Genomic DNA, 26,855 nt, shown 5'->3' on the forward strand with positions numbered 1-26,855 from the left:
CATTGATCAGGACAAGGCTTCCAGCTCGGCCTGCATGCCTTCAAGCATCTCAAGGGCTTCCATCCAGGCTTCTTCAAGCTCGGCTTCACGCACCTTCAGCTTGGCTTGATCGGCCAACAGGTCCCGCAGCTTGTCTTTGTTCGCCGCCTCGTAGTTCGCACTGTCGGCCAATGCGGCTTCGACCTTGGTCAGCTTTTCATGCAACGTGCCGAGGTCGCGCTCAAGCTTGTCAGCCTCACGCTTGTGCGGTGCCAACTGTTGACGCAAAGCCGCAGCCTGTTGGCGTTGGGCTTTTTTGTCGGTTTTATCGGCATTGACCGGCGTGTTGCTGACCGGTGCATTGCGCAGACGGTAGTCCACCAGCCAGCGCGCGTAATCTTCCAGGTCGCCATCGAAGGTCTGCACCAGCCCATCTGCCACCAACAAGAAATCGTCGGTGGTGCTTTTGAGCAAATGCCGATCGTGGGAAACCACCAATACCGCGCCACTGAATTCCTGGAGGGCCATGGTCAAAGCCAGGCGCATTTCCAGATCCAAGTGGTTGGTCGGTTCGTCGAGCAGCAACAGGTTTGGCTTGCCCCAAGCGATCAAGGCCAATGCCAGACGCGCTTTTTCGCCGCCGGAGAAATTCAGTACCGGCTCGTCCAGCCGCGGACCGCGGAAGTCGAAACCACCGAGAAAGTCGCGCAAGGTTTGCTCGCGCTCGGTCGGCGCAATACGTTGCAGGTGTAACAGCGGGCTGGCTTTGGAGTCGAGGGAGTCCAACTGATGTTGAGCGAAGTAGCCAACAATCAGGTTCTCGCCACGCACCAATCGCCCGCTCAATGGCTCAAGCTCGCCCGCGAGGTTTTTGATCAGCGTCGATTTACCCGCCCCGTTAGGACCGAGCAAACCGATTCGCGCACCCGGCGTAAGCTGCAATTTGACCTTTTCCAGCACGGCCCTTTCGCCGTAGCCCAAACGCGCATCCGAAAGATCGAGCAGCGGGCTGGAAATTTTATCGGACTCACGGAAGGTAAAGTCGAACGGCGAATCGACGTGCGCCGCCGACAACTCTTCCATGCGCTCAAGGGCTTTGATCCGGCTTTGAGCCTGACGGGCCTTGGTCGCCTGAGCCTTGAAGCGTGCAATGAATTTCTCCATGTGCGCGCGCTGCACTTGTTGCTTGTCGTAGGCTTGCTGCTGCTGGGCCAGACGCTCGGCACGGGCCCGCTCGAAGGCGCTGTAGCCCCCGCGGTAAAGAATGATTTTTTTCTGCTCGACGTGAGCGATGTGATCCACCACCGCATCAAGGAAATCCCTGTCGTGGGAGATCAGCAACAGGGTGCCGGTATAGCCCTTAAGCCAGTCTTCGAGCCAAAGAATGGCGTCGAGGTCCAAGTGGTTGGTCGGCTCATCGAGCAGCAACAGGTCCGACGGGCACATCAGCGCCTGCGCCAGGTTCAGACGCATCCGCCAGCCACCGGAGAAATCTCCGACCTGACGTTCTGTCTGTTCATTGGTAAAGCCCAGCCCGGCAAGCAACTTTCGCGCTCGTGCATCGGCAGTGTAGCCGTCGGCACTGTCCAGCTCGGCATGCAAGCGCGCTTGGGCGGCGCCATCATGCGCGGCTTCGGCGGCTGCCAGATCGCTCTGTACCTGGCGCAGGCGCAAGTCGCCGTCCAGAACATAGTCCACGGCCAGGCGATCGAGCGTGTCGACCTCCTGGCGCATGTGAGCAATGCGCCAATCGGCAGGCACAAGGCAATCGCCGCCGTCCGGGGTCAGTTCACCCCGCAGCAAAGCGAACAGGCTCGATTTGCCGGCGCCATTGGCGCCGATCAGGCCGGCTTTATGGCCGGGGTGCAGGGTCAGCTCAGCGTCTTCTAGCAGACGTTGCGGGCCACGCTGTAAAGTCAGGTTTTGAAGTCGAATCATAATGGCGGCGGAGTCTACCAGCTTCGTCCGAAACAAGTAGATGACTATGCCTTCTGATCTGTGGAGTTTCACCCTCATTCTTTATACCCGCCCGGGTGTGGAACAGGCATGCCTGCGCCTGCAAGCCAGCGGGGCCAACGTCTGCACCCTGCTGTGTGGTGCCTGGCTGGGGCAACGTGGAGTGGCTTGCACCGCCGACCGTTTGCGGGAAATCAGACAATTGGCCACGCCCTGGCACGATGAAGTGGTGCAACCACTCAGGGCATTACGCATCCGTTGGCGAGCAGCGGTGGTCAATGACGTCGAGTGGGGGAAGTTGCGCGAGCAGGTAAAGGGGCTGGAACTGGAGGCCGAGCGCGAATTGCTTTCGCGGCTTGAAGCACTGACGCAGGACTGGTCAGCAGGGACAACGAAGGATCTGATGGCGTGGCTGGAAGGTCTTGCTGGCGACGCTGCCCCCCAGAACCTCGACGCGCTGCACGTGCTGCGCGTCGAGGCGAACCAGCCTTAGGAAGCGCTGACAGGTGTGACGTTGCCAGTAGCTGGCGCTGCTGCAGGGGCAACGGCAGTCGGCGTGGTCGACGCTGACGGCGTTGCAGGTTTTGCAACAGGCTTGGCGGCTGGTTTCACTGCAGCAGGCTTGGCAACCACTTTGGCGGGAGCCCTGGCAGCTGGCGCTTTAGCCAGAGCAGGTTTGGCTGCCGGCTTGGCGGCGACCGCTTTAACAGGTGCCTTGACCGCAGGTTTGACGACCGGCTTGGCAGCAGGTTTAGCAGCGGTTGCAGCAACCGTTTTTTTCGCGGCAGGTTTGGCGGCAGCTTTTACGGCTGGCTTGGCGGCTACGACGGGCGCTTTAACAGCGGGTTTGGCAGGCGCCTTGACCGGAGCTTTTGCTGCCGCTTTTACAGGAGCCTTCGCGGCGGCTGTTTTAGCCGGAGCTTTGGCGGCTGCAGGTGCAGAGGCTTTTACGGCTACCGGTTTTGCATCACGCAGGCTCAAGGTTTTACCCACGGCCTCTTTGACACGACCAATGCCCTGAGCCAGCTTCAGGCTCTCTTGAGCATCGCGCTTGAGCTGCAGAATGTAAGTGCGGGTTTCGGACTGACGAGATTTCAGCGCATCGAGCAGCTCTTCAAGTTCAGACACACCCTGCTTGGCTTTGGCTTGCGCCTTGGCTTTACCGGCGGTAGCGGCATCCTGCAGTTTGATACGGGATTTGTGCAGTTTTTCTTGAGCTTTACCGCGTTGCTTTTCCAATTTGGCGAGCAATTTTTCAGCATCAGCCATCGCTTGGGAACAAGCAGTTTCAAGATGTTCGAGCAGGCTGCTCGAGAGCTGTTGGAGCAAATGCAATGGGGTGTTTACTGGCTTCTTTTGGGCCGACATGACTGACCTCCTGGCTGGCTTGATTGCGGCTCATACTAGACCTCTGCCTGCACCGCCGCTAGGCCATGTTGACAGTAACAATGGCCGTGCGGTTCACGACGGGATGAAAGTTGGTAGAGGAGCGTGTGACAACCTCATGAAATTCCTTTCATACCGAGCAACACCTTAGCGATTGCACTGGCATAATTGCCCTCTTCCCAGGCTGGAGAGCACCATGTCGCGTTACGTATTAATGTCTCTGTTTCTCTTGCTACCACTCGCTCACGCTGCTGAAACTGCCACCCCTGCCAATGACCATGACCTGGCCTACAGTCTGGGCGCGAGCCTTGGCGAGCGCCTGCGCCAGGAGGTTCCGAACCTGCAGCTTCCGGCACTGATCGAAGGACTGCAGCGGGCCTATGAAGGCAAGCCGCTCGCGCTTAAAGATGAACGCATTGAACAGATACTCAGAGACCATGATGCCTCCATGGCGCAGGCAGAAGACAGTCCGCCACCAGAGCCGCAAAGCGAAATTGCGATGAGTTCCGAGCAACGCTTCCTGGACAGCGAAAAAGCCAAGCCGGGCGTTCGTGTCTTGGAGGACGGGATTCTGCTGACAGAGCTGACACCTGGCAACGGTCCAAAACCGACGACTTCGGACCGAGTGCAAGTGCGCTATGTAGGTCGGTTGCCGGATGGGACCATCTTCGATCAAAACAGCCAACCGCAATGGTTCCGCCTTGATAGCGTGATTGCTGGCTGGACCAGCGCATTGCAAGGCATGCCGGTAGGTGCGAAATGGCGGCTGGTCATTCCTTCCGCGCAAGCCTATGGCGCAGAGGGCGCCGGGGATCTGATTGATCCTTACACGCCGCTGGTGTTCGATATTGAGCTATTGGGTGTCGCTCCGTAAGAGCGGGGTATCAGAAACCGGGGCGCAGGGCGCGCGCCCGGTAATGTCGAGACTTCAGGCTTGGGCCACGTCTTTTATTTCATGGGATGTATGCAGCACTTCGATCAGGCAGTCTTCGAGTTCGAAGCGTTCATGCAGTAGACCGCCCAGCTTCTTGAGCTCAACGGCAACGACTTCGCCATCGGTACAATCGCCTTTGTCGCAGCGATCATTGAACGCCAACGCCACTTCAGTGATGACATCCAGGCGCGGATAAATCTTTTCGGCCAACTCAAGGCCACGCTCATCGCCGAAGGCCTTGGCCTCATTGGTCAGCTGTTCGTAGACCTCGAAATGCCCCGCTGAAACGTAATCGACCAGAATTTCGCAGAATTTCTGCAATGATACGCGGTCATCCGCCAACGCCTCGGGCGTCCCGCCGAGAGCACCGTAGGCTCGAACCAGCTCGTGACGCTCCTGCAACCAGCGATCGATCAGCAGATTGACCCCGCCCCAACGCTCCTGAGCATTCTGACAACTTTCCAACATGATGATCTCTCTTCCCTTCAGGGTCATGCTGCTCTGTACCCGCCTCCAGACGTTCTAATAAATCTCGATGACAGAGACGGGTCTGATAAAGCCAGGTAGGCAGCATATTTCCAATGACGCGTGCGGCCAAGATTATGCCCGCACGCCAACCCCATCAAGGTACGCAGGAGATAAAGTTCATACAAGCGTTTAATATTTACCCGTATTTCAGGCTTCCTGTGCATCGTTCGCGCCGACGCCGACGCGCTGAAACAACGGGTAAGCCGCAAAAAAAATCATGCCGGCGAACGCCAAAAGGCTCCATTCGGCAACGCTCATACCCAGCAGCGACCAATGGATTTCAGTACAGCCGGCGGCGCATTCAAATGCCTGCGCAAGGAACAGGGGCATCGCCTCCTGCGAAGCGTTCTGCGCTTGCAGGCAGGCCGCCACGTCGCCCCGAAGCGGGCTTTGCAGTAAGACCTGGCTCCCCGCCGCCACCGCCCCCGAAAGGGCGCAGAGCAAGGCGATAAACGAGTACATCCGCCAACCGGCCTTATCAGGCGAATGTACAACCGCGACCAGGCAGACGACACCGAAAGTGATCAAAAAGGCGCGCTGCAGGATACACAGCGAGCAGGGCCGAAGCCCTACGCCATACTCCAGATATAACGCTACGCAAGTGACAAACACACTGGCAATAAATGCCAAGAGGAACAGAGAACGCGAGCGGGCCAGGTGCATGGCTAATCCGTAACAGAGTGCGAGGGCCATTACGGTAGAGGAAAGCGCATAACCCTTTCAAGGCGAGGGCATAGCGATACTTCTGCAATGATGTAGGCATGTGCCGACGCAGTTGAACGGAATAAATACCGCTCTCTGCAAGATCATTCCTGCGCCCTACTGGGCGGCAGGACGCCTCCTACAAAATGGGGCGGACACACCCAACCTAGGCCCGACCCACTGCCGGAAGCGGACGTGCCAGCAAACGCTCGTCAAGCATGCCCAAACCTTCTTGAAACAGCTGATTACTGCGCTCGGTCTCCCCCAGTTGCGCCAACAAGCGAGCCAGTTCGGCGCAAGCCTCTGGGTTACGCTGCTGGCCGAGACTGCTTTCCAGATAGTCCCGCGCCTTGCCCCACAGACTGCTTTGCAGGCACAGACGACCCAGCGTCAATAACAGGCTTGGATCATTAGGGTGACTTTTGAGCCAACCTTCAGCTGTTTGCAGTTGTCGCGCGGGATCGCGGCCCCGCAACAATCCGTAAAGACGGGCCAGATGACTGTTGTAGTCGCGTTTGAGTGCTGTACGCAGCACCTCTTCCGCCTCGGCATCGGCGCTCAGCTGACGTAATTGCTCGGCATAGGCCAAGACCAGCGGCGGCTCCTGACGTTGTGCCGACGTGAGCTGTTGCCAGGCTTTGTTGAGCGACTGCAGACCCGCTTCGCCTTCCTCCCCGCGTTGCGCTGCAAGGGAGAGATTCTCACCCCAGGCACGGCGCTCAAGCTCCGCCAGCTCAGACGGCGGCAGCACTTTGTCCTTGCGCAGCTCGGGCATCAGTCGAATCAGTGCCGACCAATCCCCTCGCTGCTGATACAAACGCTGTAACTGGCGCAACACCTGGGCGTTATGCGGATGGCGGTCATGCATCGCTTGCAAGGTCACCAGTGCACCCTCGATGTCACTACGATCCTGCTGCAACTGCGCATGACTCAACGCAATCGCCAGCTCGGCTTGCGGCTGGCGCTCCAGCGCTCTCTCAAGCAGGTTGTCACAGTCCTCGTAACGGCCCAGTTCATTTGCCGCGCGTGCAGCGCCCAGATAATACAACAGCGGCTGACGCTCAGCTTCGGCGGCACGCTGGAGGTGGCGCTGGGCACTGGCCCAACGGCCCTCGGCGAGGTCCATCTGACCTTGCTCGATCGCCAGTTGCACACGACGGCTGCGGTTATACCGCGACCACGGATTGACCACCCCACCCGATGCTGTCAGCAGATTGAACAAAGCCCGCAGCAGGAAAACCACCAGCCAGATCACCACCAGCAGCGCCAGCGTTGCCCACAGGCTCGATTCGTAACGGAAGTTTTGGTACGCGATCAACACGTAGCCTGAGTGCTCGGAGATAGCGACGCCAATCAACGCCGCGACAACAATCACCCCGAACAGGATCAGGTAGGCACGCTTCATGGACGGGCCTCCTGCTTGGCAGGTGCGGCAGGCTGCTCGACAGACGCATGACGACGCTCAAGGTAAGCCTGCACGGCGCTCAGGCTTTGCGCTAGATCGGGTGTCATCACCGATACCGGCTGAGTAATCAGGGCTTGAATGCGCTCGTCCAGGAACTTGCTTTGCGGGTTGTCCTGATTGAAATTACCGAGCAGCACACTGCGCGCTTCAGTCAGGGCCTGGGTATACACCTGCGGCTCGCCATTGAGGGCTGCCCACTGAGCTTGCTCCAGCGCCAGGGTCAAAGCCAGTCGAACCTGTGTCAGGCTCTGTCCGGCCAACAGTGGACGAATGTTCTTGTCCGCATTGAAGTCAATACGAATGTAGTGCGAGATTTTATCCCACCACTGCACCCAACGACTGGAGGTGTCACTGTCGGAGGTCAATCCCAGCAACGACCCGCCCTTGTCTTCATATTCGGGCGCCAACGCATTGAGCTGTGCGGCCTGATCACGCAAGGCCGCCAATTGCAGAAACAGGCCGGTGCGATCAGGTTGCTCCACGCTGCGCAACGCAGCCAGGCTTTTAGCCAACTGCTCGCGTGCGGCAAAGGAACCCGGGTCATCCTGTTCGCGAAGGATTTCATCCGCACCCTGCACCAGCGCCTGAGCACTGTTGATGTCTTGCAGCGCCGACAAGCGCAAACTCGCCAGACGTACCAGATGCTCGGCCTCGGCCAGTCGCCAGTCTTTTCGGCTGGCACCCAGCACGGTTTCCAGGCGCTGGCTCAGGCGCTGCTGATCGCCCTGAAGCTGGGCGACCAGCCGCCGACGATTTTCCAGTTCATCCGCTGCAGGCAACTGTGCAAGACGCATCGCCAACTGGAGCTCGTTCTCTTTGAGCGTCTGAGTCTGCGCGCCAATATCCTGCAATTGCCCCGACTGTTGCTGATGGCCCGCCAGCAGAATGCGCACCTGCCAGACACCCCACCCACCAGCAGCAACACCCGCAGCCCCCAGCAGTAACGCTAAAATCACCAAGCTATTGCCACGGCGCTTTGAAGGCTCGGTCGACATTGGCGCAGGCGCTTCAAGCCGCGGTTCAAGATTCTCTTTAGGCAAGACTGTTTCGCTCACGTATCCATCCTTTGCATTAGGGCGCAGTCACATCAATGACGACTCTATTCTGAAAGAGTTCGCCTTTGCTACGTCTAGAGGGCGGGCCCGGGGTGTTCCCGTAACGCCGCCAGCAAAGCCGCGGCATTAGCGCCACGACAATCAACAACTGTCCGGGCCCCGGCGGCATGCGCCAACTCGGCAACCCGGGGGCTCGGTACGAACAGCGGTAACCGGGCCACATCAGGCCAGGCATCGCCCGCCAATTCACGCAGGTGTTCAAACCCCTGCCCACTGCTGACCACCAGGCCGTTCAAGCGTTCCGCTGCGATGCGTCGTGGCAACTCCGAAACTGCATAATGCGGCAGATTACGTCGGTACAACGGCAGATAGTCGACACTAGCACCTAGATCGCGTAACCGCTCGGCCAGCAACTCCCGGCCACCTTCCCCACGCAGAATCAATACGCGCGCTCCCGGCAGCGCCAGCGCTTGCTGCAACTGCGGCAGCGCAAGCAACGCTTCGCTGTCGTCGGCGCGCGCGGGATAAGTGACGTCCAGGCCATAGTCTTCAAGAATCTGCGCGGTCGCCGCGCCAACGCTGAACCATTGCTGTATCGGCGGTTGCGGCCAGAGCTCGTCGATCAACGCCAAACCCAGACGTGCGGCCGGCTTGCTGACCACGATCACCACGCGGTAAAGGTCCAGATCGAAAATGATCGAGCGCTGCGCCGGCGTAATCGCCAGCGGCTCGATGTCCAGCAACGGCAGGCTACTGCTATAAATGCCGGCCTCGGCCAGCACTGTCGCCAGCGCTGCCGATTCCTGCGCAGGACGGGTCAACAGCAGGCGCCAACCGGTCACTCTTCGCCTGCCTCGCCATACACCGCTTGCAGAATGGCTTGCGCGCCCTGGGCCAGCAACGCTTCAGCGACCTGCACACCCAGTGCCTGAGCCTCGGATTGCGGGCCTCGGGCTTCAGCGTTGAGCAGCAGACCTCCCGCAGGGTCGCCCACCAAACCACGCAACCAGACCTGCTCGCCTTCAAGTACGGCGTAACAGGCAATAGGAACCTGGCAACCGCCATTCAGGTGTTTGTTCAAGGCGCGCTCGGCGGTAACCCGCACAGCCGTGTCGGCATGATGCAGCGGTGCGAGCAAGGCATGAATTTCAGTGTCCGCGCTACGGCATTCGATGCCAACCGCACCCTGGCCACCAGCGGGCAAGCTGTCGTTGACGCTGATTGCCGAGGTGATGCGGTTTTCGAAACCAAGACGAATCAAACCGGCGGCGGCAAGGATGATCGCGTCGTACTCGCCGGCATCCAGTTTCGCCAGTCGGGTATTGACGTTACCCCGCAAGAAACGGATTTCCAGATCAGGTCGACGCGACAGTAATTGGGCCTGGCGACGCAGGCTCGACGTGCCGACGATGCTGCCCGCAGGCAACTGATCCAGGCTGGAGAACGTGTTGGACACAAAAGCGTCGCGTGGGTCTTCACGCTCGCAGATGCAGAACAAGCCAAGGCTTGGGGGGAAGTCCATGGGCACGTCTTTCATCGAGTGCACCGCGATGTCGGCTTCATGCTCAAGCAGGGCCGTTTCCAGCTCTTTGACGAACAAACCCTTGCCGCCAATTTTGGACAACGGCGAGTCGAGCAGTTTGTCGCCACGACTGACCATGGGCACCAGCGTCACGACCAGCCCTGGATGAAACTGCTCCAGACGGGATTTAACGTATTCGGCCTGCCACAGGGCCAACGCACTTTTGCGGGTAGCAATGCGGATTTCGCGAGAGGACATGGGTAAATCCGTACTTGATAGATTTGACGGATAATAACAGCTCAGCCATTACCTCAGTAGGAGCGCGCTTGCCCGAGATGGCATCTGCAGGATCAACATTTAGGCACTCAACAAACCGCTACGGCCGGCAAGCGCACTCCTGCAAGGGCTTGCCCGCGCCGTTTTACAACTGTTGCATCATCTTGCGCACTCCGGCCACATGCCGACGGCTGACGATCAACGCATCACCATTGAGGCCCTTGAGAAACAGCTGGAAATGGCCCAAAGGCGTACGTTGCAAGCGCTCGATGCGATCACGGGCGACCAGTGCATTACGGTGGATACGCACGAAACGATCACCGAACTCATCCTCCAACGCCTTGAGTGGCTCGTCCAGCAGCACCTCGCCGCCTTCATGGCGCAGGGTCACGTACTTATGATCCGCGATGAAATAAATCACTTGGTTGAGCGGAATCAGTTCAATGCCTTTGCGGGTTCGCGCACTGATATGGCTCCGCGGGCCAGTGCCGCTTTCGGCTGCTGGCCGGGTCAATGCCGCCAGCTGCACCCGATTGGGTCGTTCGGCTTTTTTCAAAGCTTCGAGCAAATACTCGGCACGCACCGGTTTGACCAGATAACCCACGGCGCTAACCTTAAAGGCATCCAGGGCAAACTCGTCATGGGCGGTGCAAAACACCACCGCGGGCGGCGTCTCGCGCTCGCACAATCGAGCGGCGACTTGCAGACCATCCAGGCCGGGCATACGGATATCGAGTAACACGACATCAGGCTTGAGACTGTCGATCAACGCCAAGGCTTCTTCACCATTGGTGGCGCTGGGTTCGAGGACCCGATAGCCCTCGAGTTCGCTGACCAGGCGGCTTAGTCGCTCGCGGGCCAGGGGTTCGTCATCAACGATCAGGACATTCATATTGCTTTGGCTTCCTGCGTAAGTCTCGCACAAGGATAGCGTAGACAGGTGAAGTGACGACCGTCACGGCGCTCCACGCTCAGACTGGCGCGGGGACCAAAAAGTGCCGCAATGCGTGCACCAATGTTTACCAGCGCCTGATGAGTACCGTTAGAAGTCTGCCTTTTGGCGACTTCGTCATAGGGATTGCTGACACACAATATGAACTCTCCCTTTTTATAGGTTGCTTCAACCCTTACTACGCCGCCTTCGACCCGAGGAGCAATCCCGTAGATCAAGGCGTTTTCAAGCAGTGGTTGTAAGGTTAGCTGTGGAATCGGCAAGTCGTCTGGAATTGCACTCACTGCCCACTCCAACTGTAGACGTTCGCCAAGACGATATTGCTCAATTGATAAATAACGTTTCGCCAACTCCAGCTCATCATGCCATGTCACCAAACTCCCCGGCTTGGCAAGACTGGCACGAAACAGGTCGGAAAGATCCAGCACCGCTTGCTCGGCCTTGACCGGATCGCTGGCCACCAGACTAGCAATACTGTTGAGCGTATTGAACAGAAAGTGCGGGCGAATGCGCGCCTGAAGCGATTCGATCCTGGCCCCCAATTCGGCCTGTTGCTGTTTGCGCCACTGACTCTGCAGATAAAAGTAACGCAGCATCAACGCAGACATAATCAAGGCAATCAACGAATACCGTAGATAACGCTCGACCATTGCGCCAACTGAAGCCGATCCATCCAGCTCACAATAGTCGGTCACCGCCGTGCACAGCAGGGTCAAGCCAACCACCAGCACGCAACACAAAAGACCTGCGACACCCGCACGCAGGCGCGCCAGCCAAGGCCGAAGCCCGCACATCAAGGCTGCCGAGAGCAGCACGATCCATTGTACAAACAGCGAAATCAACGCCAGTCGCACCCAATCGAACATCGGGTACATGGGCTCGACCAACACCAGCACCATCACTAATAGTTCGGCCAGCACGACAAGCACCAATAATGCCTGAGGCAGGCACAGTTCGGGCAAGAAGAACTCTTTGCCGGGCGCTGGCGCTGCACCCGGGTTCAAACGGTTATTTCGCATTGGACCAGTCTCTGCGTCACGGGACCCAGCGGCAAGCCGGTCAAGGATAAAATAACAGCAACCCTGTTATTATCGCTGCGCCCATTTCAAAATCGGCCACGCCATATTTTTTTAAACAGCAGCCTGCAGACTAACGAGCGAACCCATGAGCACCGACAAGACCAATCAGTCCTGGGGCGGCCGCTTCAGTGAACCCGTCGACGCGTTCGTCGCCCGCTTCACCGCCTCCGTCACCTTCGATCAACGCCTCTATCGCCACGACATCCTGGGCTCCATCGCCCACGCGACCATGTTGGCCCACGTCGGCGTGTTGACCGACGCCGAGCGCGACACCATCATCGACGGCCTGAAAACCATTCAGTCCGAGATCGAAGCCGGCAATTTTGACTGGCGTATCGACCTGGAAGATGTGCACATGAACATCGAAGCGCGTCTGACCGACCGCATCGGTATCACCGGCAAAAAACTGCACACCGGACGTAGCCGTAACGACCAGGTCGCGACCGATATCCGCCTGTGGTTGCGCGACGAAATCGATGTGATCCTGGCCGAAATCACCCGCCTGCAAGAAGGTCTTCTGGGGCAAGCCGAGCGTGAAGCCGAGACCATCATGCCCGGCTTCACCCACCTGCAAACCGCACAGCCGGTGACCTTCGGCCACCATATGCTGGCCTGGTTCGAAATGCTCAGCCGTGACTACGAGCGTCTGGTCGACTGCCGCAAGCGCCTCAATCGCTTGCCATTGGGCAGCGCGGCGCTGGCCGGCACCACCTACCCGATTGATCGCGAACTGACCTGCACGCTGCTGGGCTTCGATGCTGTCGGCGGCAACTCGCTGGACAGCGTCTCCGATCGTGACTTCGCCATCGAGTTCTGCGCTGCGGCCAGCGTGGCGATGATGCACCTGTCGCGCTTCTCGGAAGAGTTGGTGCTGTGGACCAGCGCGCAGTTCCAATTCATTGATCTGCCTGATCGCTTCTGCACCGGCAGCTCGATCATGCCGCAAAAGAAAAACCCCGATGTGCCTGAACTGGTGCGCGGCAAAAGCGGCCGGGTCTTTGGTGCATTGATGGGCCTGCTGACTTTGATGAAGGGCCAGCCACTGGCCTACAACAAGGACAACCAGGAAGACAAGGAACCCTTGTTCGACGCCGCCGACACCCTGCGCGACTCACTGCGTGCGTTTGCCGACATGATCCCGGCGATCAAACCCAAGCACGCGATCATGCGTGAAGCGGCTTTGCGTGGCTTCTCCACCGCTACCGACCTTGCGGACTACCTGGTCCGTCGCGGCCTGCCGTTCCGTGATTGCCACGAAATCGTTGGGCATGCGGTGAAATACGGCGTGGAAAGCGGCAAGGACCTGGCCGAGATGAGCCTGGAAGAACTGCGCCGGTTCAGCGACCAGATCGATCAGGACGTGTTCGCGGTGCTGACCCTCGAAGGCTCGGTCAACGCCCGCAACCACATCGGCGGCACGGCTCCCGCCCAGGTCAAAGCGGCCGTGGTGCGTGGCAAGGCGCTGCTGGCAACCCGCTAAAATAAAAGCCTGCAGGAGCGCGGAGTTGCAAGCGCGCTCCTACACAGCCTTCTTTTTTCAGGAACATTTATGACCGATCAAATTGACAACAACGACGATGACGAAGAATTCGCTGAATCGACCCTGACTCAGGCCATCGAAAACCAGATCGAAAGCGACAATCCACCCGCTGCCAAAGCCACGTTCAACAAACTCACCCTGGTGGGTTACGAGCGTGCAGAAATCCTCCAGCTTATGGCCCACGTGCTGGCGGTTGAAATTGATGCGTTGCTTGAAGAGGACCGTCCTTTCAATACTGAGTGGTACGAACAGGCACTTCGCGCCCTGCCAGAGCTGCCGCCCGAAGCCAAATGACGACCGGCCAGAGATACATAGGCAAAAAAGCTACAGCCTGACTACACTGCAAAGGCCCCGCTGCCGCATAACCTCCGGGGCTGTCACGCCAAGCCGGCTTTATGGGTCCTCAAGAGCTCAATAAGCGCAGAACAGCTCGTTCCTGTGCCTTGACTCGAGACACTCCACAGACCTGCTGCCGCGTATTACTGGAAATGTCTGGAGTGCCTATGTCGTATACCCCTGATTTGGTTGCCGAACTGGAAATCCTCGCACTGTTCAATCTGGGCAATACCCTTGAGGGCCTGAAAGTCCATCACGTAGCCGCTCCCGCCGCGATTGCAGCAGTACAGCGACTCTTCGAAAAAGGGCTGATCACCCAACCCGATGGCGGTTATCTGACCAGTCTAGGGCTCGAAGCTGCCGAGCATACCCAATCGCTGTTGACCATCCTGAATGTAACCGAAACGGCCTGAAACGCTGCCTGGCTCGCGGGAGGTTTGGTTCTCCCTCATAACCAATTCGCGAGCCCTTCCTCATGCTCTTCATTTTCCCCGAAGTGCACTCGTTCAAATTTTGACGTCAAAATAAATAATCAGCTTAAAAGTACCTGATCACAGGCTGTAAACTGCTCATCGCCCTGAGCCCTCCTTTCGAGCCTCGCCCGCCGGTTATTTGCGATGACGCGTACGTATGAAATTCGTCCCGACCTGGATGAGGGGATCGACCGCAAGGTCCTCAACCAGTTGCGCGCCCGCTTTCTGACCCTCAACGATGGGCGGCTCGGCCGTGCAATGGAAGGTCTGTCAACCCGGCAACAGGCCGTGTTGACGCTGCTGCCGCTGTTCTTTCACGTCAATCACCCGCTGCTACCCGGTTACGTTTCCGGCAGCACGCCTGCCGGGGTGACGAGCTATGAACCTGATACCCTGGCACTGGCCGAAGCCCAACGACTGACCCGATCGTTCTCCTACAAGCCGCGCCACGGCAATCCGCCGCAGCCGATCCACGGCCTGTTCCTGATGGGCAGCCTTGGCACGTTGGCCCAGGCCGAGCAAAGCGACATGGATGTCTGGGTCTGTCACGACTCCGAGCTGGGCGAGGACGCGCTCACCGAACTGCGCAAAAAATGCCAGGCACTGGAAGCGTGGGCAGCGACCCAGGGCGCTGAAGCACACTTCTTTCTGATCGATCCAAAACGCTTCACCCTCGGTGAGCGCGACGCCCAACTCAGCTCGGAAGATTGCGGCACCACCCAGCACTATCTGCTGTTGGACGAGTTCTATCGCACCGCGATCTGGCTGGCAGGCCGCACACCCTTATGGTGGCTGGTGCCGGTCTACGACGAACAGCGGTACAGCGAGTACGTCCACACGCTGCTGTCCAAGCGCTTCATCCGGGCCGAAGAGATGCTCGACCTCGGTCATATGGCGCACATTCCACCTGGGGAGTTCATTGGCGCAGGCCTGTGGCAGCTGTTTAAAGGCATTGAGTCGCCTTACAAGTCGGTGCTCAAACTGTTGCTGATCGAGGTCTATGCCAGCGAACATCCGCACGGGCAGTGTCTGAGTTTGCGCTTCAAACAGGCGGTCTTCGCCAACAAGCTCGACCTCGACGAGCTGGACCCGTACATGGTTGTGTACCGACGCATAGAAGAGTACCTCAACGCCCGGAACGAACCGGAGCGTCTGGAACTGGTGCGGCGCAGCCTGTATTTGAAGGTCAACAAAAAGCTCACCGGCTCCGCACGCCAGCGTACCTCCCGTTGGCAGCACGTGCTGCTGGAGCGACTGGCCAAGGAATGGGGCTGGGACGAACGCCACCTGGCGCTGCTCGACAGTCGCAGCCAGTGGAAAGTCCGACAGGTCACCACTGAACGCCGCGCGCTGGTCAACGAGCTCAATTACAGCTACCGGTTTCTCACTCAGTTTGCCCGCACGCAACAGGCGGTCAGCGTGATCAACAAGCGCGACCTGAACGTGCTCGGCCGTCGTTTGTACGCCGCCTTCGAGCGCAAGGCCGGCAAGGTCGAGTTCATCAATCCGGGCATCGCCCCGGACCTGGCCGAAGACACACTGACACTGGTGCATTCGCCCAATCGCCGCGAGCCGGGAAAAACCCAATGGGGCCTGTTTAACGGCAGCCTTGGCGCCCAGGAATGGGAGCATTTTTCACCGATCAAACGCAGTCGGGAATTGCTTGAACTGCTGGTCTGGTGCCATCGCAACAACGTGATCGACACCACCACGCGCCTGGCGCTGCACCCCGGCAGCAGTGATTTGACCGAATTTGAGTTATTCAACCTGATCGGCAGCCTGCAGCAGGCCATAGAAATGCCCCTCGCCAGTGTCAGCGAAGAATCGCTGTTGCGCCCCAGCGTGCCCAGCGAAGTGCTGTTACTGATCAACGTCGGCATCGATCCGCTCAAACATCACCGGGACCTGAATATCCTGATGACCACCGAACGCACCGACTCGCTGAGCTATGCTGGCGTTCGGGAAAATCTGGTGCTGACCCTCGACCAGATCACCCTCAACAGCTGGAATGAAATACTGGTCAGCCGTTACGACGGGCCCCATGCGCTACTCGACTGCCTGAGCGAATTCCTCAGCAACCTGCCCGAAGGCCCGGAGCAACCGCATGTGCGCGTGCGCTGCTTCTGCCATAACCGCGCGACAGCCATTGCCCAGCGGGTCGAAGAGTTGGTCCACACCGCCCAATTGCTGCTCACCCGACGCCTCAATCACCGTTACCTGATCCAGGTTCAGCAGCACTACCACGTATTGGAAATGGTGCCCGGACACGTCAATCACGTGGCATTGCCCAGCTTGCCAGCGCTGCTTGATTACTTGAGCGAGGAGTTACCGAGCTACAGCCCGTTGCACCTGGACACGAACGCACTGGATGAGCATGACCTGACGCTGATCCTGCCCCATGGCCAGCCGGAATGCATTCAGGTGTTTTACCGAATCAACGAACCCCACGCAGACCTCTATGTGCTCGATGAGCACAACGCGTTATGGCATCAGCGTTTGCCGTACCACGATGAATCAAGCCTGCTGGTGCCGCTGCAACGCTTCTTCCAGTCGCTGGTGTATCGACGTGGCGCCCTGCTGCCGCTGGACAACCCGCTGAAGCAATCCTCGCTGGAAACCCTGTACTACCAGGTGCTGCCCACCGGCGCAGGCCGCGCCCGGCGAGTAGAGCCTCGCGTGACGCCCGCCATCCCACTCGAAAAGCCGTTCTATGACGTGCAGGCAATCATTGACGAAGCGGCGCCAGGACAGGTGAATGTCACCTTGTACTGCAACCACCGAGAGTTTTCCGAACTGGAATATGGTGAGCAGTTATTCGCCGTGGTCGCCCAACAGATTCTCGAACAACGCAGCGAAACCGAGCGCTATCGCTGCTACATCACCGACCTTGATCTGTCCGGTTTACTGGGCGATGTATGCGGGCAAAGCATTCTGTTTCTACGCTACAAAGCGGATCTGGAAAGAGCGCTGAATAGCGCAATGGATGCAGCCTGAGCTGCGACCGCAGGGCAGGCACTCTACGTGTAGACGCGCGCTTGCCCGCGATCAGGGGCCTTACTGGTTGTACTCACCCGCCGCTTCCGGCTGATATTCCACTTCCAGCAACGTCAGCTTCAGCGTCTTGCCGCCGGGCGCGGGCCAGTCGATGTGTTGACCAACCTGCAAGCCCAGCAGTGCACAGCCGACCGGCGCCAGCACCGACACCGTGCCTTCGGCGCCTGCATCTTGCGGGTAGACCAGTGTCAGGTGGTAATCCTTGCCACTGCTTTCTTCGCGGCAATGCACACGTGAGTTCATGGTCACGACACCGGCAGGCACTTCTTCGTGACCGACCACTTGTTCGGCGCGATCCAACTCGGCTTGAAGCGCTTCAATGCCCGGCGTGCCCTCATCCAGGCTGTCGAGGAGACGCTCAAGACGTTGCACGTCGAGTCGGGTGAGGATGATTGAAGGTGCGGTGCTCATGATCCTGACAGGCTCCTTTTATTCTGCCTGATAAAAGCAAAACCCCGCCGATTCGGGCGGGGTTTTGACGGGCCTCAAGCAAATGAGGCATGCCCGGACACTATCATAGCCTAATAAATACACAAGCCGGCGAGGTTTAGCGGACAGCCACTCACGTTCGAGTGAGGCCTAGCCTGCGCTGCTCGGCCTCCGCGCAAATCTGCCGGCGCCGGTGATCATCAGCCGAGCGCCATTCGCGAATAGCTTCGACTGGACGCCAGCAACCCAGGCAAACCTTTTGCTCATCGAGCCGGCACACGCTGATGCAGGGCGACGGCACTGCCGGGCTGACATTGCTGAACAAGGGTTTCGCCGGCTTGACTGGCGCTGAAGCGGTACTGTCGGCCACTGTCAGATCTCGTCGAACTCAAGTTCGACGCCGGCCTGGTCCAGAGTGATGCGTGCGAGCATTTCGCTGAGCAACTCATCACTGGAGTCGCACACCCAACGCTTCTCCTCTTCGTCGTAGTCGAAATGGAAACCACCGGAACGCGCGGCCAGCCATAGCTGACGCAACGGTTCCTGGCGGCTGAAAATCAGCTGGGTCCCATTTTCAAACTTTACGGTCAGCACGCCGGCCGAGTTTTCCAGGTCCAGATCCAGATCGCTCTCATCGAAAATATCCTCCAGCGCTTGCTGGGTGGCATCGACCAAATCGTGAAAGCGGGCTTCAGTCAAACTCATTACGGGAACCTCAAAAAAGTGTCTACCGGTGACGCAGCGCCGCAAGATACGGTCGCACTCGGACAAATGCAAAGCATACCCGCCCAACAGCAGGCGGCAATGTCGATAATGCATCATCGCGCCGGGACAAATCATCAGGGCCTTGCCCGGAGCCCCGCCGGACGGGTAGGCGGCCGCATAGGCAAGGCGCTGGGTGGCCGGTATACTCGTGCGCAATTAATGCTTTTACAAAGGATTTCGCCATGAAGCGCCTGATCTCTTCCCTTGCTGCGCTCCTCGCGGTCGCTTGCCTCGTCTCTGCCTGTGGTCAGAAAGGGCCGCTGTACCTGCCCGACGACAGCAAATCCCCTGAAGACCAAGCAAAATCATCGCAATCGCAATCGCATAAGCACTCTACTTACTAGGGAACACCCATGGACGCCTTCAACTACCGCGACGGTGAACTGTTCGCGGAGGCTGTAGCGTTGTCTGCCATTGCCGAGCGTTTCGGCACGCCGACCTACGTCTACTCCCGCGCGCACATCGAAGCGCAATACCGTGCCTATGCCGATGCACTGGACGGTATGCCGCACCTTGTGTGCTTTGCGGTAAAAGCCAACTCCAACCTGGCTGTACTCAATGTCCTGGCGCGTTTAGGCGCTGGTTTCGACATCGTGTCCCGGGGTGAGCTGGAACGCGTGCTGGCCGCTGGCGGCGAACCCGGAAAAATCGTGTTCTCCGGCGTCGGCAAGACCCGCGAAGACATGCGTCGCGCCCTGGAAGTCGGCGTGCACTGCTTCAACGTCGAATCCACCGACGAGCTGGAGCGCCTGCAAGTGGTGGCCGCAGAGCTGGGCGTACGCGCGCCGATCTCCCTGCGCGTCAACCCGGATGTCGATGCGGGCACCCACCCGTACATCTCCACCGGGCTCAAAGAAAATAAGTTCGGCATCGCCATCGCCGACGCCGAAGACGTGTACATCCGAGCCGCGCAACTGCCGAACCTGGATATAGTCGGCGTCGATTGCCATATCGGCTCGCAACTGACCAGCCTGCCGCCGTTCCTTGATGCACTGGATCGCTTGCTGGCGCTGGTCGATCGCCTTGGCGATTGCGGCATTCACTTGCGCCATCTGGATCTTGGCGGCGGTTTGGGCGTGCGTTATCGCGACGAAGAACCCCCGCTGGCCAGCGACTACATCAAGGCTGTGCGTGAGCGTCTTGACGGTCGCGACCTGGCACTGGTGTTCGAGCCCGGTCGCTTCATCGTAGCCAATGCCGGCGTGCTCCTGACCCAGGTTGAATACCTCAAGCACACCGAACACAAAGATTTCGCCATCGTCGATGCGGCGATGAACGACCTGATTCGTCCAGCGTTGTATCAGGCCTGGATGGACGTGAGCGCCGTTCGCCCACGCGACGGCCAGCCACGCACTTACGACATCGTCGGACCGATCTGCGAAACCGGTGACTTCCTGGCCAAGGAGCGCCAACTGGTGCTGGCCGAGGGTGATTTGCTGGCGGTGCATTCGGCTGGGGCTTATGGTTTCGTCATGAGTTCCAACTACAACACCCGCGGCCGCGCCGCCGAAGTATTGGTCGATGGCGCCGAAGCGTTCGAAGTGCGCCGCCGCGAGACTGTGGCAGAGCTGTTTGCTGGCGAAAGCCTGCTGCCGGAGTAACCCCATGCTGCTGCGTTTTACCAAGATGCATGGTTTGGGCAACGACTTCATGGTTCTGGACCTGGTCAGCCAGCACGCGCACATTTTGCCCAAGCACGCCAAACAGTGGGGTGATCGCCACACCGGGATCGGCTTCGACCAACTGCTGCTGGTCGAAGCGCCGAGCAACCCGGAGGTCGATTTCCGTTACCGGATTTTCAATTCCGACGGCTCCGAGGTCGAGCAGTGCGGCAACGGCGCGCGCTGCTTTGCCCGCTTCGTGCTGGACAAACGCCTGACCACCAAGCGCCAGATTCGCGTGGAAACCAAAAGCGGCATCATCGAACTGGACATCCGCAGCGACGGCCAGATCAGCGTCAACATGGGCCCTCCACGCCTGATTCCAGAAGAGATTCCGTTTCAGGCCGACGAACAGGCGCTGAGCTATCCCGTCGAAGTCGATGGCCAAATCATTGAGCTTGCCGCAGTATCGATGGGCAATCCACACGCAGTTTTGCGTGTCGAAGACATCAATAATGCGCCCGTGCATGAGCTTGGGCCGAAGCTGGAGCATCACCCGCGCTTCCCGGCCCGGGTCAATGTCGGCTTCTTGCATGTGGTTGATCGCCAACGCGCGCAACTGCGCGTCTGGGAGCGTGGTGCAGGGGAAACCCAGGCCTGCGGTACCGGCGCTTGCGCGGCGGCGGTGGCTGCCATCAGTCAGGGCTGGATGGATTCGCCCCTGTTGATCGACCTGCCTGGCGGGCGCTTGTCCATTGAGTGGGAAGGCCCAGGCCATCCCGTGATGATGACGGGTCCTGCAGTGCGGGTTTACGAAGGACAGGTTCGTCTATGAGTGAGCAAATCCGATGACCGATCAGCCTCAGATTTCAGCCGAAAAGCCCAGCGAAGCACCTGCCGACAACGCAGCGCCAGCCCTTGAGGCGGAGGCTATCGCCGCTTACTTGCGTCATCACCCGGAGTTCTTTGTTGAACACGAAGAGCTCCTGCCAGCCTTGCGCATCCCGCACCAGCGCGGCGATACCGTATCGCTGGTCGAGCGCCAGCTCAAACTGTTGCGCGACCGCAATATCGAGATGCGCCACCGCCTTTCGCAACTGATGGACGTGGCGCGCGACAATGATCGACTGTTCGACAAGACCCGTCGCCTGATCCTCGCGTTGATGGACGCCAGTAGCCTGGAAGAAGTGGTCATCGCCGTGGAAGACAGCCTCCGCGAAGAGTTTCAGGTGCCCTTCGTCAGCCTCATTCTGTTCAGCGACAACCCCATGCCCGTAGGCCGCTGGGTCAGCAGTGCCGACGCGCAGAAAGCCATCGGTGGCCTGATCTCGGGCGACAAGACTGTCTGCGGCGCACTGCGCGAGCACGAGCTGACCTTTTTGTTCGGCCGCGAACAAGGCGAACAAATCGGCTCAACCGCCGTCGTTGCCCTGATTCATCAAGGCCTGCATGGCGTTCTGGCCATCGGCAGCCGCGATCCGCAGTACTACAAAAGCTCCGTCGGCACGCTGTTTCTCAGCTATATCGCAGAAGTATTGGGCCGGGTGTTGCCGCGCTTCACCCAGTCACTACGCTCGGTTCGCTGACCATGGAAAGTCAACTTGACGCTTACTGCACGCACCTGCGCAGTGAGCGCCAAGTGTCCTCCCATACCTTGGAAGCCTACCGCCGTGACCTGGGCAAAGTCCTCGCGTTTTGCGAAAAACAGCAGCTAAGCAGTTGGTCGGCGCTGGATATTCAGCACCTGCGCAGCCTGATCGCCCGTCTGCATCAGCAAGGCCAGTCTTCGCGCAGCCTGGCGCGCCTGTTGTCAGCGGTTCGCGGCCTATACCGTTACTTGAACCGCGAAGGCCTGTGCGATCACGATCCAGCCAACGGTTTGTCGCCACCCAAGGGCGAGCGCCGCCTGCCGAAGACCCTTGATGCCGATCGCGCCCTGCAATTGCTCGACGGCGCGGTCGAGGACGACTTTCTGGCTCGTCGCGATCAAGCGATCCTGGAACTGTTCTACTCGTCGGGCCTGCGCCTGTCGGAACTGACCGGGCTCAATCTCGAACAACTCGATTTGAGTGACGGATTGATTCAAGTACTCGGCAAAGGCAGCAAGACCCGCGTTTTGCCAGTGGGCAAGAAGGCTCGTGAAGCCCTGGAAATATGGTTGCCGTTGCGCGCACTGGCCAATCCGGAGGACGATGCGGTATTCATCGGCCAGCAAGGGCGTCGCCTGGGTCCCCGGGCAATTCAGCTACGCGTGAAAGCGGCGGGCGAACGCGAACTGGGGCAAAATCTGCATCCACACATGCTTCGCCATTCGTTTGCCAGCCACTTGCTCGAGTCTTCACAGGATCTACGCGCGGTGCAGGAACTGCTCGGCCACGCCGACATCACCACCACGCAGATCTATACGCATCTGGACTTCCAGCATCTGGCCACGGTTTACGACAGCGCCCATCCCAGGGCCAAACGCAGCAAGGGCACCGATCATGATTAAACTGATTACCTTCGACCTCGATGACACCCTGTGGGACACCGCGCCGGTGATTGTCAGCGCCGAAGCCGTGCTGCGTGACTGGCTGGCCGAACATGCGCCGAATCTCGGCCCGGTGCCGGTGGAGCATCTGTGGGCCATACGCGCACGACTGGTCGAGGCCGACCCCACGCTCAAGCACCGAATCAGCGCGCTGCGTCGACGCGTGCTGTTTCATGCGCTGGAGGATGCTGGCTACGCACATGCCCACGCGCAGGAATTGGCCGACAAAAGCTTCGAAGTCTTCCTGCACGCACGGCATCAAATCGAGATATTCCCCGAGGCTCAGCCGACGCTGGAAATTCTCGCCAAAACCTACACCCTGGGGGTTGTGACTAACGGAAATGCCGACATCCGCCGCCTGGGGTTGGCTGATTATTTCGCGTTCGCCCTGTGTGCCGAAGAGCTGGGTATCGGCAAACCCGACCCGGCCCCGTTCCTTGAAGCGCTGAAGCGCGGCAAGGTCGATGCCAGCGCAGCCGTGCACATCGGCGACCACCCCGGCGACGATATCGCAGGGGCGCAGCAGGTTGGGTTTCGCGCCATCTGGTTCAATCCCACAGGCAAAGCTTGGGAAGCCGACAGGCAGCCTGACGCCGAGATTCAAAGCCTGATGCAATTGCCGGAATTGTTGGCGAGTTGGGGCTGAGAGCAATTTTCAGACAAGAAAAAGCCCGCGGCGACAGCGGGCTTTTTTTTGTTCGATAAACGACCGTTTAGATAGGTCGGCTACCGTACTTGTTGTCAGGCTTCTTCGGCGGATCGGCAACGACGTTGGGCTCCACCTCGACAACCTTGCCGCCTTTGGAGAGGAACTCTTCCATCGCACGGGCCAGAGCGTCGCGCTCTTTGTTCTTGGCTTCTACGCTCGGCAGTTCATCCACCGAGACAGCGGCCTTGGCTTTACCCTTGGTGGGAGTGACCGAGGCTTCGATGCTGTCATCAGCGTCGGCGCCATCGTCTTCGGCAGCAGCAGCGAGCTCCTCACCGTCCTCTTCACCTTCCAGATCGTCTACCATTTCATCGTTGTCATCGTCGCTCATGTTCTACCTCATGACTTGCGAAAGCAGATTAGTTATAGCCCAGCTACGCCCACTGTCGAAGGCTGCCGGAAAAAAATCAACGACCGCTGAAAATCAGTGGTCATGCCTCATCACCGTACAAGGTGGCGAGGACTCTGCGAGCACCGCTAACGTCACGATGCTCACCCAGATAAACACCTTGCCAGGTGCCCAGCGCCAATCGCCCCGCCGTGACCGGCAAACTCAACTGGCAGCCAAGCAAACTGGCCTTGAAGTGCGCCGGCAGGTCATCGGGGCCTTCGTCGTCATGTTCATATACGTCCATACCCTGGGGCACCAGACGATTGAAAAAACGCTCGAAATCACGACGCACAGCCGGGTCGGCATTCTCGTTGATGGTCAACGAGGCCGAGGTATGCTGTAGCCACAGATGCAATAGACCGATCCGACAAGTGCGCAGCTCAGGCAGGCCTGCCAGTATCTCGTCGGTTACCAGATGAAACCCGCGAGGCTTTGCTCGCAGAGTAATCAGCGTCTGTTGCCACATACAGTTCTCCACGCTTCGGCGCGCATTCTAACGCGCTGGAAGAAAAAACAAAGCGCGTAATAGACCACCTTTTGTGTAAGCCGCCGCCCAAAAGCAAATAACCCTCTCTATCCTGTGTGTATCGACAAACTTCAGACAAAAAAATGCCCGGTCGCCCGGGCAATTTTTGTGTGTCGACTTACAGGTTGTAGCCACGTTCGTTGTGCAGCGCAAGGTCGAGGCCGACAGCTTCTTCCTCGTCAGTCACACGCAGACCCATGACCATGTCCAGGACCTTGAGAATGACGTAGGTCACAATCGCGGTGTAGATGATCGTGAAGCCTACGCCTTTGCACTGGATCCAGACCTGTGCCGCAATGTCGGTGGTTGCCGCATTGAAGCCACCCATCGAAGGTGCAGCGAATACACCGGTCAGGATCGCGCCGAGGATACCGCCGATACCGTGCACACCGAAAGCGTCCAGGGAGTCGTCATAGCCCAGCTTGCGTTTCAGGGTTGTAGCGCAGAAAAAGCAGACCACGCCAGCAGCCAGGCCGATCACCAGGGAGCCCATTGGCCCAACAGTACCGGCGGCAGGGGTAATGGCAACCAGACCGGCAACTACACCCGAAGCGATGCCCAGAGCACTTGGCTTACCGTGGGTCAGCCATTCAGCGAACATCCAGCCCAGTGCGGCAGCAGCGGTCGCAATCTGGGTCACGAGCATTGCCATACCGGCAGTGCCGTTGGCCGCAGCAGCGGAGCCGGCGTTGAAGCCGAACCAACCTACCCAAAGCATTGCCGCGCCGATCAGGGTGTAACCCAGATTGTGCGGAGCCATTGGGGTGGTCGGAAAGCCTTTACGTTTGCCCAGTACCAGACAGGCAACCAGGCCCGCTACACCGGCGTTGATGTGAACCACGGTGCCGCCAGCGAAGTCGAGAACGCCCCAATCACCCAACAGTGCGCCCGGACCACTCCAGACCATGTGCGCGATTGGCGCATAGACCAGCGTGAACCAGATACCCATGAAGACCAGCATGGCGGAGAATTTCATCCGTTCAGCGAATGCTCCGACGATCAACGCCGGGGTGATGATGGCGAAGGTCATCTGGTAGATGACGAACACCGCTTCAGGGAACAGCGCTGCCGGGCCAGTGATGCTCGATGGCGTCACGCCAGCGAGGAATGCCTTGCCCAGGCTGCCGAAGATGGAATTGAAGTTGACGACGCCCACCTCCATCCCCGTCGTATCGAATGCAATGCTGTAGCCGTAGATGACCCACAGAATACTGATCAGACCGGTAATCGCGAAGCACTGCATCATTACAGAAAGAATGTTTTTCGACCGAACCATACCGCCGTAGAACAGCGCCAGGCCGGGAATGGTCATGAACAGCACCAACGCCGTCGAGGTCATCATCCAGGAAGTGTCGCCGGAATTGAGGACAGGCGCAGCCACTGGGTCTGCCGCCATGGCCAGACCAGGGATTACAAGGGACAACAGGGCTCCTAGCCCTGCGAATTGACGCAGAGTCATATTGTTTTACTCCTGGGGCGTTGGGGTTGGCGGCTTAGATTGCGTCGGTATCGGTTTCGCCGGTACGGATGCGAATGGCCTGTTCCAGATTGACCACGAAGATCTTGCCGTCACCGATTTTGCCGGTGTTGGCAGCCTTGGTTATTGCCTCGATCACTCGATCAAGATCCTTGTCATCGATCGCAACATCGATTTTCACCTTGGGCAGGAAGTCGACTACGTATTCCGCCCCGCGATACAGCTCGGTGTGACCCTTTTGCCGACCGAAGCCTTTGACTTCAGTGACGGTGATGCCCTGCACGCCGATCTCCGACAGTGACTCGCGCACGTCATCCAATTTAAACGGCTTGATGATGGCAGTGACTAGCTTCATGAAACTTTCTCCCGAATTGGTGGACTTGCCCCAGGAAAACAAACCCGACTCAAGTCTAAGCGCAGTGCCTGGCTTTGTAACGTGTCGGTCGCCTTAACAGCCCCGATCAACCCCAGAAAACCGCTTCTGACGAAACACTTCCCCGCTTCGCCTGCCGCACTGCAATCGTCACAGCGACTGCATCAGTGCATGGGTCATATGCCACTAAGCAGAAAGCTTGCCATCTCGTGAATTCTCATTGAATACAGGGCCTTGGCCAACAATCACTTTCCCAGCCACCGATTGCGGTGATCAGGACGCACAACAACAGTGCGCATGCGCCCGTCCCCATGCGCGAAAAGCGTGCAGAAGGGGCGATCTGAATTGACTATAGATGCTGCGTGATATACTGCCGCCCATCTGTTTCCGGAACTCTGACCATGCTCGCGCCCAAAGCCTTCCTCGACGCCCTGAGTGGCCACGCCTCTCGCTTGTTCAACGGCGAAACGCCTGTCCCGCGCAACGAATTCGAAACCCAGTTCAAAGCCCTGCTGCAAAGCGGCTTCAGCAAGCTTGATTTAGTGAGCCGCGAAGAGTTCGACAGCCAGATGACCGTCCTCGCCCGCACCCGTGCCCGCCTTGAAGCGCTGGAAGCCAAAGTGACCGAGATGGAAGCGAAACTGACGCCACCGGCAGAGTAACAACCGCGCGACTTCTGGACGCTCACCGTCCAATCCCGGTGGGAGCGAATTCATTCGCGAAAAAAACTACGCGTCCCGATTGCTCCCATACAGGGCTATCCATTCACACCCTGTATCGATTCCTCGCCCCAGCTTCCCCCCGAATTCCCGCAGGA

General features: G+C 58.8%; 30 protein-coding genes. 13 read left to right on the forward strand and 17 right to left on the reverse strand.

Annotation, left to right across the window (positions count from 1 at the left end):
• Nucleotides 1-6: 6 nt before the first annotated feature.
• Nucleotides 7-1,917, reverse strand: a complete 1,911-nt coding sequence (locus tag QN399_RS10520) for an ATP-binding cassette domain-containing protein (protein ID WP_330200914.1) — start codon at nt 1,915-1,917, stop codon at nt 7-9.
• A 46-nt stretch (nt 1,918-1,963) separates the two neighbouring features.
• On the opposite strand from QN399_RS10520, the gene QN399_RS10525 reads away from it, so the two are divergent.
• Nucleotides 1,964-2,428, forward strand: a complete 465-nt coding sequence (locus tag QN399_RS10525) for a TIGR02444 family protein (protein ID WP_330200915.1) — start codon at nt 1,964-1,966, stop codon at nt 2,426-2,428.
• Here QN399_RS10525 and QN399_RS10530 read toward each other — a convergent pair.
• Entirely contained in the window at nt 2,425-3,303 is an 879-nt protein-coding gene (locus QN399_RS10530) for an AlgP family protein (RefSeq protein WP_330200916.1), read from the reverse strand. The two genes, QN399_RS10525 and QN399_RS10530, sit on opposite strands and share 4 nt — an antisense overlap.
• A gap of 214 nt (nt 3,304-3,517) precedes the next feature.
• Between QN399_RS10530 and QN399_RS10535 the strand changes: the two genes are divergently transcribed.
• Entirely contained in the window at nt 3,518-4,195 is a 678-nt protein-coding gene (locus tag QN399_RS10535) for an FKBP-type peptidyl-prolyl cis-trans isomerase (RefSeq protein ID WP_322176959.1), read from the forward strand.
• 54 nt (nt 4,196-4,249) lie between these two features.
• On the opposite strand, the gene rsd is transcribed toward QN399_RS10535, so the two are convergent.
• The 8 genes from rsd to QN399_RS10575 form a co-directional block, all read right to left on the reverse strand.
• Nucleotides 4,250-4,723, reverse strand: coding sequence for a sigma D regulator (rsd, locus tag QN399_RS10540; protein WP_322176960.1), 474 nt, complete (start codon nt 4,721-4,723; stop codon nt 4,250-4,252).
• Between the two features lie 207 nt (nt 4,724-4,930).
• Nucleotides 4,931-5,446, reverse strand: a complete 516-nt coding sequence (locus QN399_RS10545; RefSeq protein WP_322176961.1) for a disulfide bond formation protein B — start codon at nt 5,444-5,446, stop codon at nt 4,931-4,933.
• Between the two features lie 205 nt (nt 5,447-5,651).
• Complete coding sequence (locus QN399_RS10550; protein ID WP_322176962.1) at nt 5,652-6,890, reverse strand: heme biosynthesis protein HemY; 1,239 nt, start codon at nt 6,888-6,890, stop codon at nt 5,652-5,654.
• The gene (locus QN399_RS10555; RefSeq protein ID WP_322182938.1) at nt 6,887-7,945 is read right to left on the reverse strand and encodes a uroporphyrinogen-III C-methyltransferase; all 1,059 of its coding nucleotides are present in this window, start codon (nt 7,943-7,945) and stop codon (nt 6,887-6,889) included. Before QN399_RS10555 ends, QN399_RS10550 begins: the two co-directional genes overlap by 4 nt.
• Nucleotides 7,946-8,079: 134 nt before the next feature.
• Nucleotides 8,080-8,847 (reverse strand): uroporphyrinogen-III synthase, encoded by a 768-nt coding sequence (locus QN399_RS10560; RefSeq protein ID WP_322176963.1) that lies wholly within the window; start codon nt 8,845-8,847, stop codon nt 8,080-8,082.
• Nucleotides 8,844-9,785, reverse strand: a complete 942-nt coding sequence (gene hemC / locus QN399_RS10565) for a hydroxymethylbilane synthase (RefSeq protein WP_330200917.1) — start codon at nt 9,783-9,785, stop codon at nt 8,844-8,846. The genes QN399_RS10560 and hemC overlap by 4 nt, the downstream gene beginning before the upstream one ends.
• Nucleotides 9,786-9,948: 163 nt before the next feature.
• Nucleotides 9,949-10,695 (reverse strand): LytTR family DNA-binding domain-containing protein, encoded by a 747-nt coding sequence (locus QN399_RS10570; protein ID WP_322176965.1) that lies wholly within the window; start codon nt 10,693-10,695, stop codon nt 9,949-9,951.
• Nucleotides 10,692-11,774, reverse strand: coding sequence for a sensor histidine kinase (locus tag QN399_RS10575; RefSeq protein ID WP_330200918.1), 1,083 nt, complete (start codon nt 11,772-11,774; stop codon nt 10,692-10,694). The genes QN399_RS10570 and QN399_RS10575 overlap by 4 nt, the downstream gene beginning before the upstream one ends.
• Before the next feature lie 145 nt (nt 11,775-11,919).
• Here QN399_RS10575 and argH point away from each other — a divergent pair, with 145 nt between their 5' ends.
• The 4 genes from argH (at nt 11,920) to QN399_RS10595 (ending at nt 17,177) form a co-directional block, all read left to right on the forward strand.
• Nucleotides 11,920-13,314, forward strand: a complete 1,395-nt coding sequence (gene argH / locus QN399_RS10580; protein WP_322176967.1) for an argininosuccinate lyase — start codon at nt 11,920-11,922, stop codon at nt 13,312-13,314.
• A gap of 69 nt (nt 13,315-13,383) precedes the next feature.
• Nucleotides 13,384-13,668, forward strand: coding sequence for a hypothetical protein (locus QN399_RS10585; RefSeq protein WP_322176968.1), 285 nt, complete (start codon nt 13,384-13,386; stop codon nt 13,666-13,668).
• 209 nt (nt 13,669-13,877) lie between these two features.
• Nucleotides 13,878-14,123: a TIGR02647 family protein gene (locus QN399_RS10590; RefSeq protein ID WP_322176969.1), complete on the forward strand. Its 246-nt coding sequence runs from the start codon at nt 13,878-13,880 to the stop codon at nt 14,121-14,123.
• 204 nt (nt 14,124-14,327) lie between these two features.
• Nucleotides 14,328-17,177, forward strand: coding sequence for a class I adenylate cyclase (locus QN399_RS10595; RefSeq protein WP_330200919.1), 2,850 nt, complete (start codon nt 14,328-14,330; stop codon nt 17,175-17,177).
• Nucleotides 17,178-17,237: 60 nt separating this feature from the next.
• On the opposite strand, the gene rnk is transcribed toward QN399_RS10595, so the two are convergent.
• From rnk to cyaY, 3 genes are all read right to left on the reverse strand, one after another.
• Entirely contained in the window at nt 17,238-17,648 is a 411-nt protein-coding gene (gene rnk / locus QN399_RS10600; RefSeq protein WP_322176971.1) for a nucleoside diphosphate kinase regulator, read from the reverse strand.
• Nucleotides 17,649-17,799: 151 nt separating this feature from the next.
• Nucleotides 17,800-18,036: a DUF1289 domain-containing protein gene (locus tag QN399_RS10605; RefSeq protein WP_322176972.1), complete on the reverse strand. Its 237-nt coding sequence runs from the start codon at nt 18,034-18,036 to the stop codon at nt 17,800-17,802.
• A 2-nt stretch (nt 18,037-18,038) separates the two neighbouring features.
• On the reverse strand, nt 18,039-18,371 hold the full coding sequence (gene cyaY / locus QN399_RS10610; protein WP_322176973.1) for an iron donor protein CyaY: 333 nt from the start codon (nt 18,369-18,371) through the stop codon (nt 18,039-18,041).
• Nucleotides 18,372-18,613: 242 nt separating this feature from the next.
• Between cyaY and QN399_RS10615 the strand changes: the two genes are divergently transcribed.
• Genes QN399_RS10615 through QN399_RS10640 form a run of 6 tightly spaced genes read left to right on the forward strand, consistent with a single transcriptional unit; the run spans nt 18,614 to nt 23,208 of the window.
• On the forward strand, nt 18,614-18,775 hold the full coding sequence (locus QN399_RS10615) for a lipoprotein (RefSeq protein WP_219063018.1): 162 nt from the start codon (nt 18,614-18,616) through the stop codon (nt 18,773-18,775).
• Nucleotides 18,776-18,784: 9 nt separating this feature from the next.
• The gene (gene lysA, locus QN399_RS10620; protein ID WP_322176974.1) at nt 18,785-20,032 is read left to right on the forward strand and encodes a diaminopimelate decarboxylase; all 1,248 of its coding nucleotides are present in this window, start codon (nt 18,785-18,787) and stop codon (nt 20,030-20,032) included.
• 4 nt (nt 20,033-20,036) lie between these two features.
• Nucleotides 20,037-20,867 (forward strand): diaminopimelate epimerase, encoded by an 831-nt coding sequence (gene dapF, locus QN399_RS10625; RefSeq protein WP_219063020.1) that lies wholly within the window; start codon nt 20,037-20,039, stop codon nt 20,865-20,867.
• Between the two features lie 13 nt (nt 20,868-20,880).
• Nucleotides 20,881-21,618 carry a DUF484 family protein gene (locus QN399_RS10630; protein WP_322176976.1) on the forward strand — a complete coding sequence of 246 codons (738 nt, stop codon included), beginning with the start codon at nt 20,881-20,883 and terminating at the stop codon, nt 21,616-21,618.
• A 2-nt stretch (nt 21,619-21,620) separates the two neighbouring features.
• Nucleotides 21,621-22,523, forward strand: coding sequence for a tyrosine recombinase XerC (gene xerC / locus QN399_RS10635; RefSeq protein ID WP_322176977.1), 903 nt, complete (start codon nt 21,621-21,623; stop codon nt 22,521-22,523).
• Nucleotides 22,516-23,208, forward strand: coding sequence for an HAD family hydrolase (locus QN399_RS10640; protein ID WP_322176978.1), 693 nt, complete (start codon nt 22,516-22,518; stop codon nt 23,206-23,208). Before xerC ends, QN399_RS10640 begins: the two co-directional genes overlap by 8 nt.
• Nucleotides 23,209-23,275: 67 nt before the next feature.
• Here QN399_RS10640 and QN399_RS10645 read toward each other — a convergent pair whose 3' ends face one another.
• The 4 genes from QN399_RS10645 to glnK all read right to left on the reverse strand — a co-directional run bounded on the left by QN399_RS10645 (nt 23,276) and on the right by glnK (nt 26,020).
• Nucleotides 23,276-23,602 carry a hypothetical protein gene (locus QN399_RS10645; RefSeq protein WP_219063024.1) on the reverse strand — a complete coding sequence of 109 codons (327 nt, stop codon included), beginning with the start codon at nt 23,600-23,602 and terminating at the stop codon, nt 23,276-23,278.
• Nucleotides 23,603-23,702: 100 nt separating this feature from the next.
• Nucleotides 23,703-24,128 (reverse strand): secondary thiamine-phosphate synthase enzyme YjbQ, encoded by a 426-nt coding sequence (locus QN399_RS10650; protein ID WP_322176979.1) that lies wholly within the window; start codon nt 24,126-24,128, stop codon nt 23,703-23,705.
• Nucleotides 24,129-24,306: 178 nt separating this feature from the next.
• A complete protein-coding gene (locus QN399_RS10655) occupies nt 24,307-25,647 on the reverse strand; it encodes an ammonium transporter (protein ID WP_322176980.1) in 1,341 nt (446 codons plus the stop codon).
• A 34-nt stretch (nt 25,648-25,681) separates the two neighbouring features.
• The gene (gene glnK / locus QN399_RS10660; RefSeq protein WP_002555808.1) at nt 25,682-26,020 is read right to left on the reverse strand and encodes a P-II family nitrogen regulator; all 339 of its coding nucleotides are present in this window, start codon (nt 26,018-26,020) and stop codon (nt 25,682-25,684) included.
• A 419-nt stretch (nt 26,021-26,439) separates the two neighbouring features.
• Between glnK and QN399_RS10665 the strand changes: the two genes are divergently transcribed.
• A complete protein-coding gene (locus QN399_RS10665; RefSeq protein WP_322176981.1) occupies nt 26,440-26,700 on the forward strand; it encodes an accessory factor UbiK family protein in 261 nt (86 codons plus the stop codon).
• The last annotated feature ends 155 nt before the right edge of the window (nt 26,701-26,855 follow it).

It is taken from the genome of Pseudomonas sp. 10C3, assembly GCF_036346185.1.
Classification (GTDB): Bacteria; Pseudomonadota; Gammaproteobacteria; order Pseudomonadales; family Pseudomonadaceae; genus Aquipseudomonas.

What these genes read in the sequence shown, in the direction of transcription:
- QN399_RS10520 (WP_330200914.1), bottom strand. Translation starts at nt 1,917, where the DNA reads ATGATTCGACTTCAAAACCTGACTTTACAGCGTGGCCCGCAACGTCTG.
- QN399_RS10525 (WP_330200915.1), top strand. Translation starts at nt 1,964, where the DNA reads ATGCCTTCTGATCTGTGGAGTTTCACCCTCATTCTTTATACCCGCCCG.
- QN399_RS10530 (WP_330200916.1), bottom strand. Translation starts at nt 3,303, where the DNA reads ATGTCGGCCCAAAAGAAGCCAGTAAACACCCCATTGCATTTGCTCCAA.
- QN399_RS10535 (WP_322176959.1), top strand. Translation starts at nt 3,518, where the DNA reads ATGTCGCGTTACGTATTAATGTCTCTGTTTCTCTTGCTACCACTCGCT.
- rsd (WP_322176960.1), bottom strand. Translation starts at nt 4,723, where the DNA reads ATGTTGGAAAGTTGTCAGAATGCTCAGGAGCGTTGGGGCGGGGTCAAT.
- QN399_RS10545 (WP_322176961.1), bottom strand. Translation starts at nt 5,446, where the DNA reads ATGCACCTGGCCCGCTCGCGTTCTCTGTTCCTCTTGGCATTTATTGCC.
- QN399_RS10550 (WP_322176962.1), bottom strand. Translation starts at nt 6,890, where the DNA reads ATGAAGCGTGCCTACCTGATCCTGTTCGGGGTGATTGTTGTCGCGGCG.
- QN399_RS10555 (WP_322182938.1), bottom strand. Translation starts at nt 7,945, where the DNA reads ATGTCGACCGAGCCTTCAAAGCGCCGTGGCAATAGCTTGGTGATTTTA.
- hemC (WP_330200917.1), bottom strand. Translation starts at nt 9,785, where the DNA reads ATGTCCTCTCGCGAAATCCGCATTGCTACCCGCAAAAGTGCGTTGGCC.
- QN399_RS10570 (WP_322176965.1), bottom strand. Translation starts at nt 10,695, where the DNA reads ATGAATGTCCTGATCGTTGATGACGAACCCCTGGCCCGCGAGCGACTA.
- QN399_RS10575 (WP_330200918.1), bottom strand. Translation starts at nt 11,774, where the DNA reads ATGCGAAATAACCGTTTGAACCCGGGTGCAGCGCCAGCGCCCGGCAAA.
- argH (WP_322176967.1), top strand. Translation starts at nt 11,920, where the DNA reads ATGAGCACCGACAAGACCAATCAGTCCTGGGGCGGCCGCTTCAGTGAA.
- QN399_RS10585 (WP_322176968.1), top strand. Translation starts at nt 13,384, where the DNA reads ATGACCGATCAAATTGACAACAACGACGATGACGAAGAATTCGCTGAA.
- QN399_RS10590 (WP_322176969.1), top strand. Translation starts at nt 13,878, where the DNA reads ATGTCGTATACCCCTGATTTGGTTGCCGAACTGGAAATCCTCGCACTG.
- QN399_RS10595 (WP_330200919.1), top strand. Translation starts at nt 14,328, where the DNA reads ATGACGCGTACGTATGAAATTCGTCCCGACCTGGATGAGGGGATCGAC.
- rnk (WP_322176971.1), bottom strand. Translation starts at nt 17,648, where the DNA reads ATGAGCACCGCACCTTCAATCATCCTCACCCGACTCGACGTGCAACGT.
- cyaY (WP_322176973.1), bottom strand. Translation starts at nt 18,371, where the DNA reads ATGAGTTTGACTGAAGCCCGCTTTCACGATTTGGTCGATGCCACCCAG.
- QN399_RS10615 (WP_219063018.1), top strand. Translation starts at nt 18,614, where the DNA reads ATGAAGCGCCTGATCTCTTCCCTTGCTGCGCTCCTCGCGGTCGCTTGC.
- lysA (WP_322176974.1), top strand. Translation starts at nt 18,785, where the DNA reads ATGGACGCCTTCAACTACCGCGACGGTGAACTGTTCGCGGAGGCTGTA.
- dapF (WP_219063020.1), top strand. Translation starts at nt 20,037, where the DNA reads ATGCTGCTGCGTTTTACCAAGATGCATGGTTTGGGCAACGACTTCATG.
- QN399_RS10630 (WP_322176976.1), top strand. Translation starts at nt 20,881, where the DNA reads ATGACCGATCAGCCTCAGATTTCAGCCGAAAAGCCCAGCGAAGCACCT.
- xerC (WP_322176977.1), top strand. Translation starts at nt 21,621, where the DNA reads ATGGAAAGTCAACTTGACGCTTACTGCACGCACCTGCGCAGTGAGCGC.
- QN399_RS10640 (WP_322176978.1), top strand. Translation starts at nt 22,516, where the DNA reads ATGATTAAACTGATTACCTTCGACCTCGATGACACCCTGTGGGACACC.
- QN399_RS10645 (WP_219063024.1), bottom strand. Translation starts at nt 23,602, where the DNA reads ATGAGCGACGATGACAACGATGAAATGGTAGACGATCTGGAAGGTGAA.
- QN399_RS10650 (WP_322176979.1), bottom strand. Translation starts at nt 24,128, where the DNA reads ATGTGGCAACAGACGCTGATTACTCTGCGAGCAAAGCCTCGCGGGTTT.
- QN399_RS10655 (WP_322176980.1), bottom strand. Translation starts at nt 25,647, where the DNA reads ATGACTCTGCGTCAATTCGCAGGGCTAGGAGCCCTGTTGTCCCTTGTA.
- glnK (WP_002555808.1), bottom strand. Translation starts at nt 26,020, where the DNA reads ATGAAGCTAGTCACTGCCATCATCAAGCCGTTTAAATTGGATGACGTG.
- QN399_RS10665 (WP_322176981.1), top strand. Translation starts at nt 26,440, where the DNA reads ATGCTCGCGCCCAAAGCCTTCCTCGACGCCCTGAGTGGCCACGCCTCT.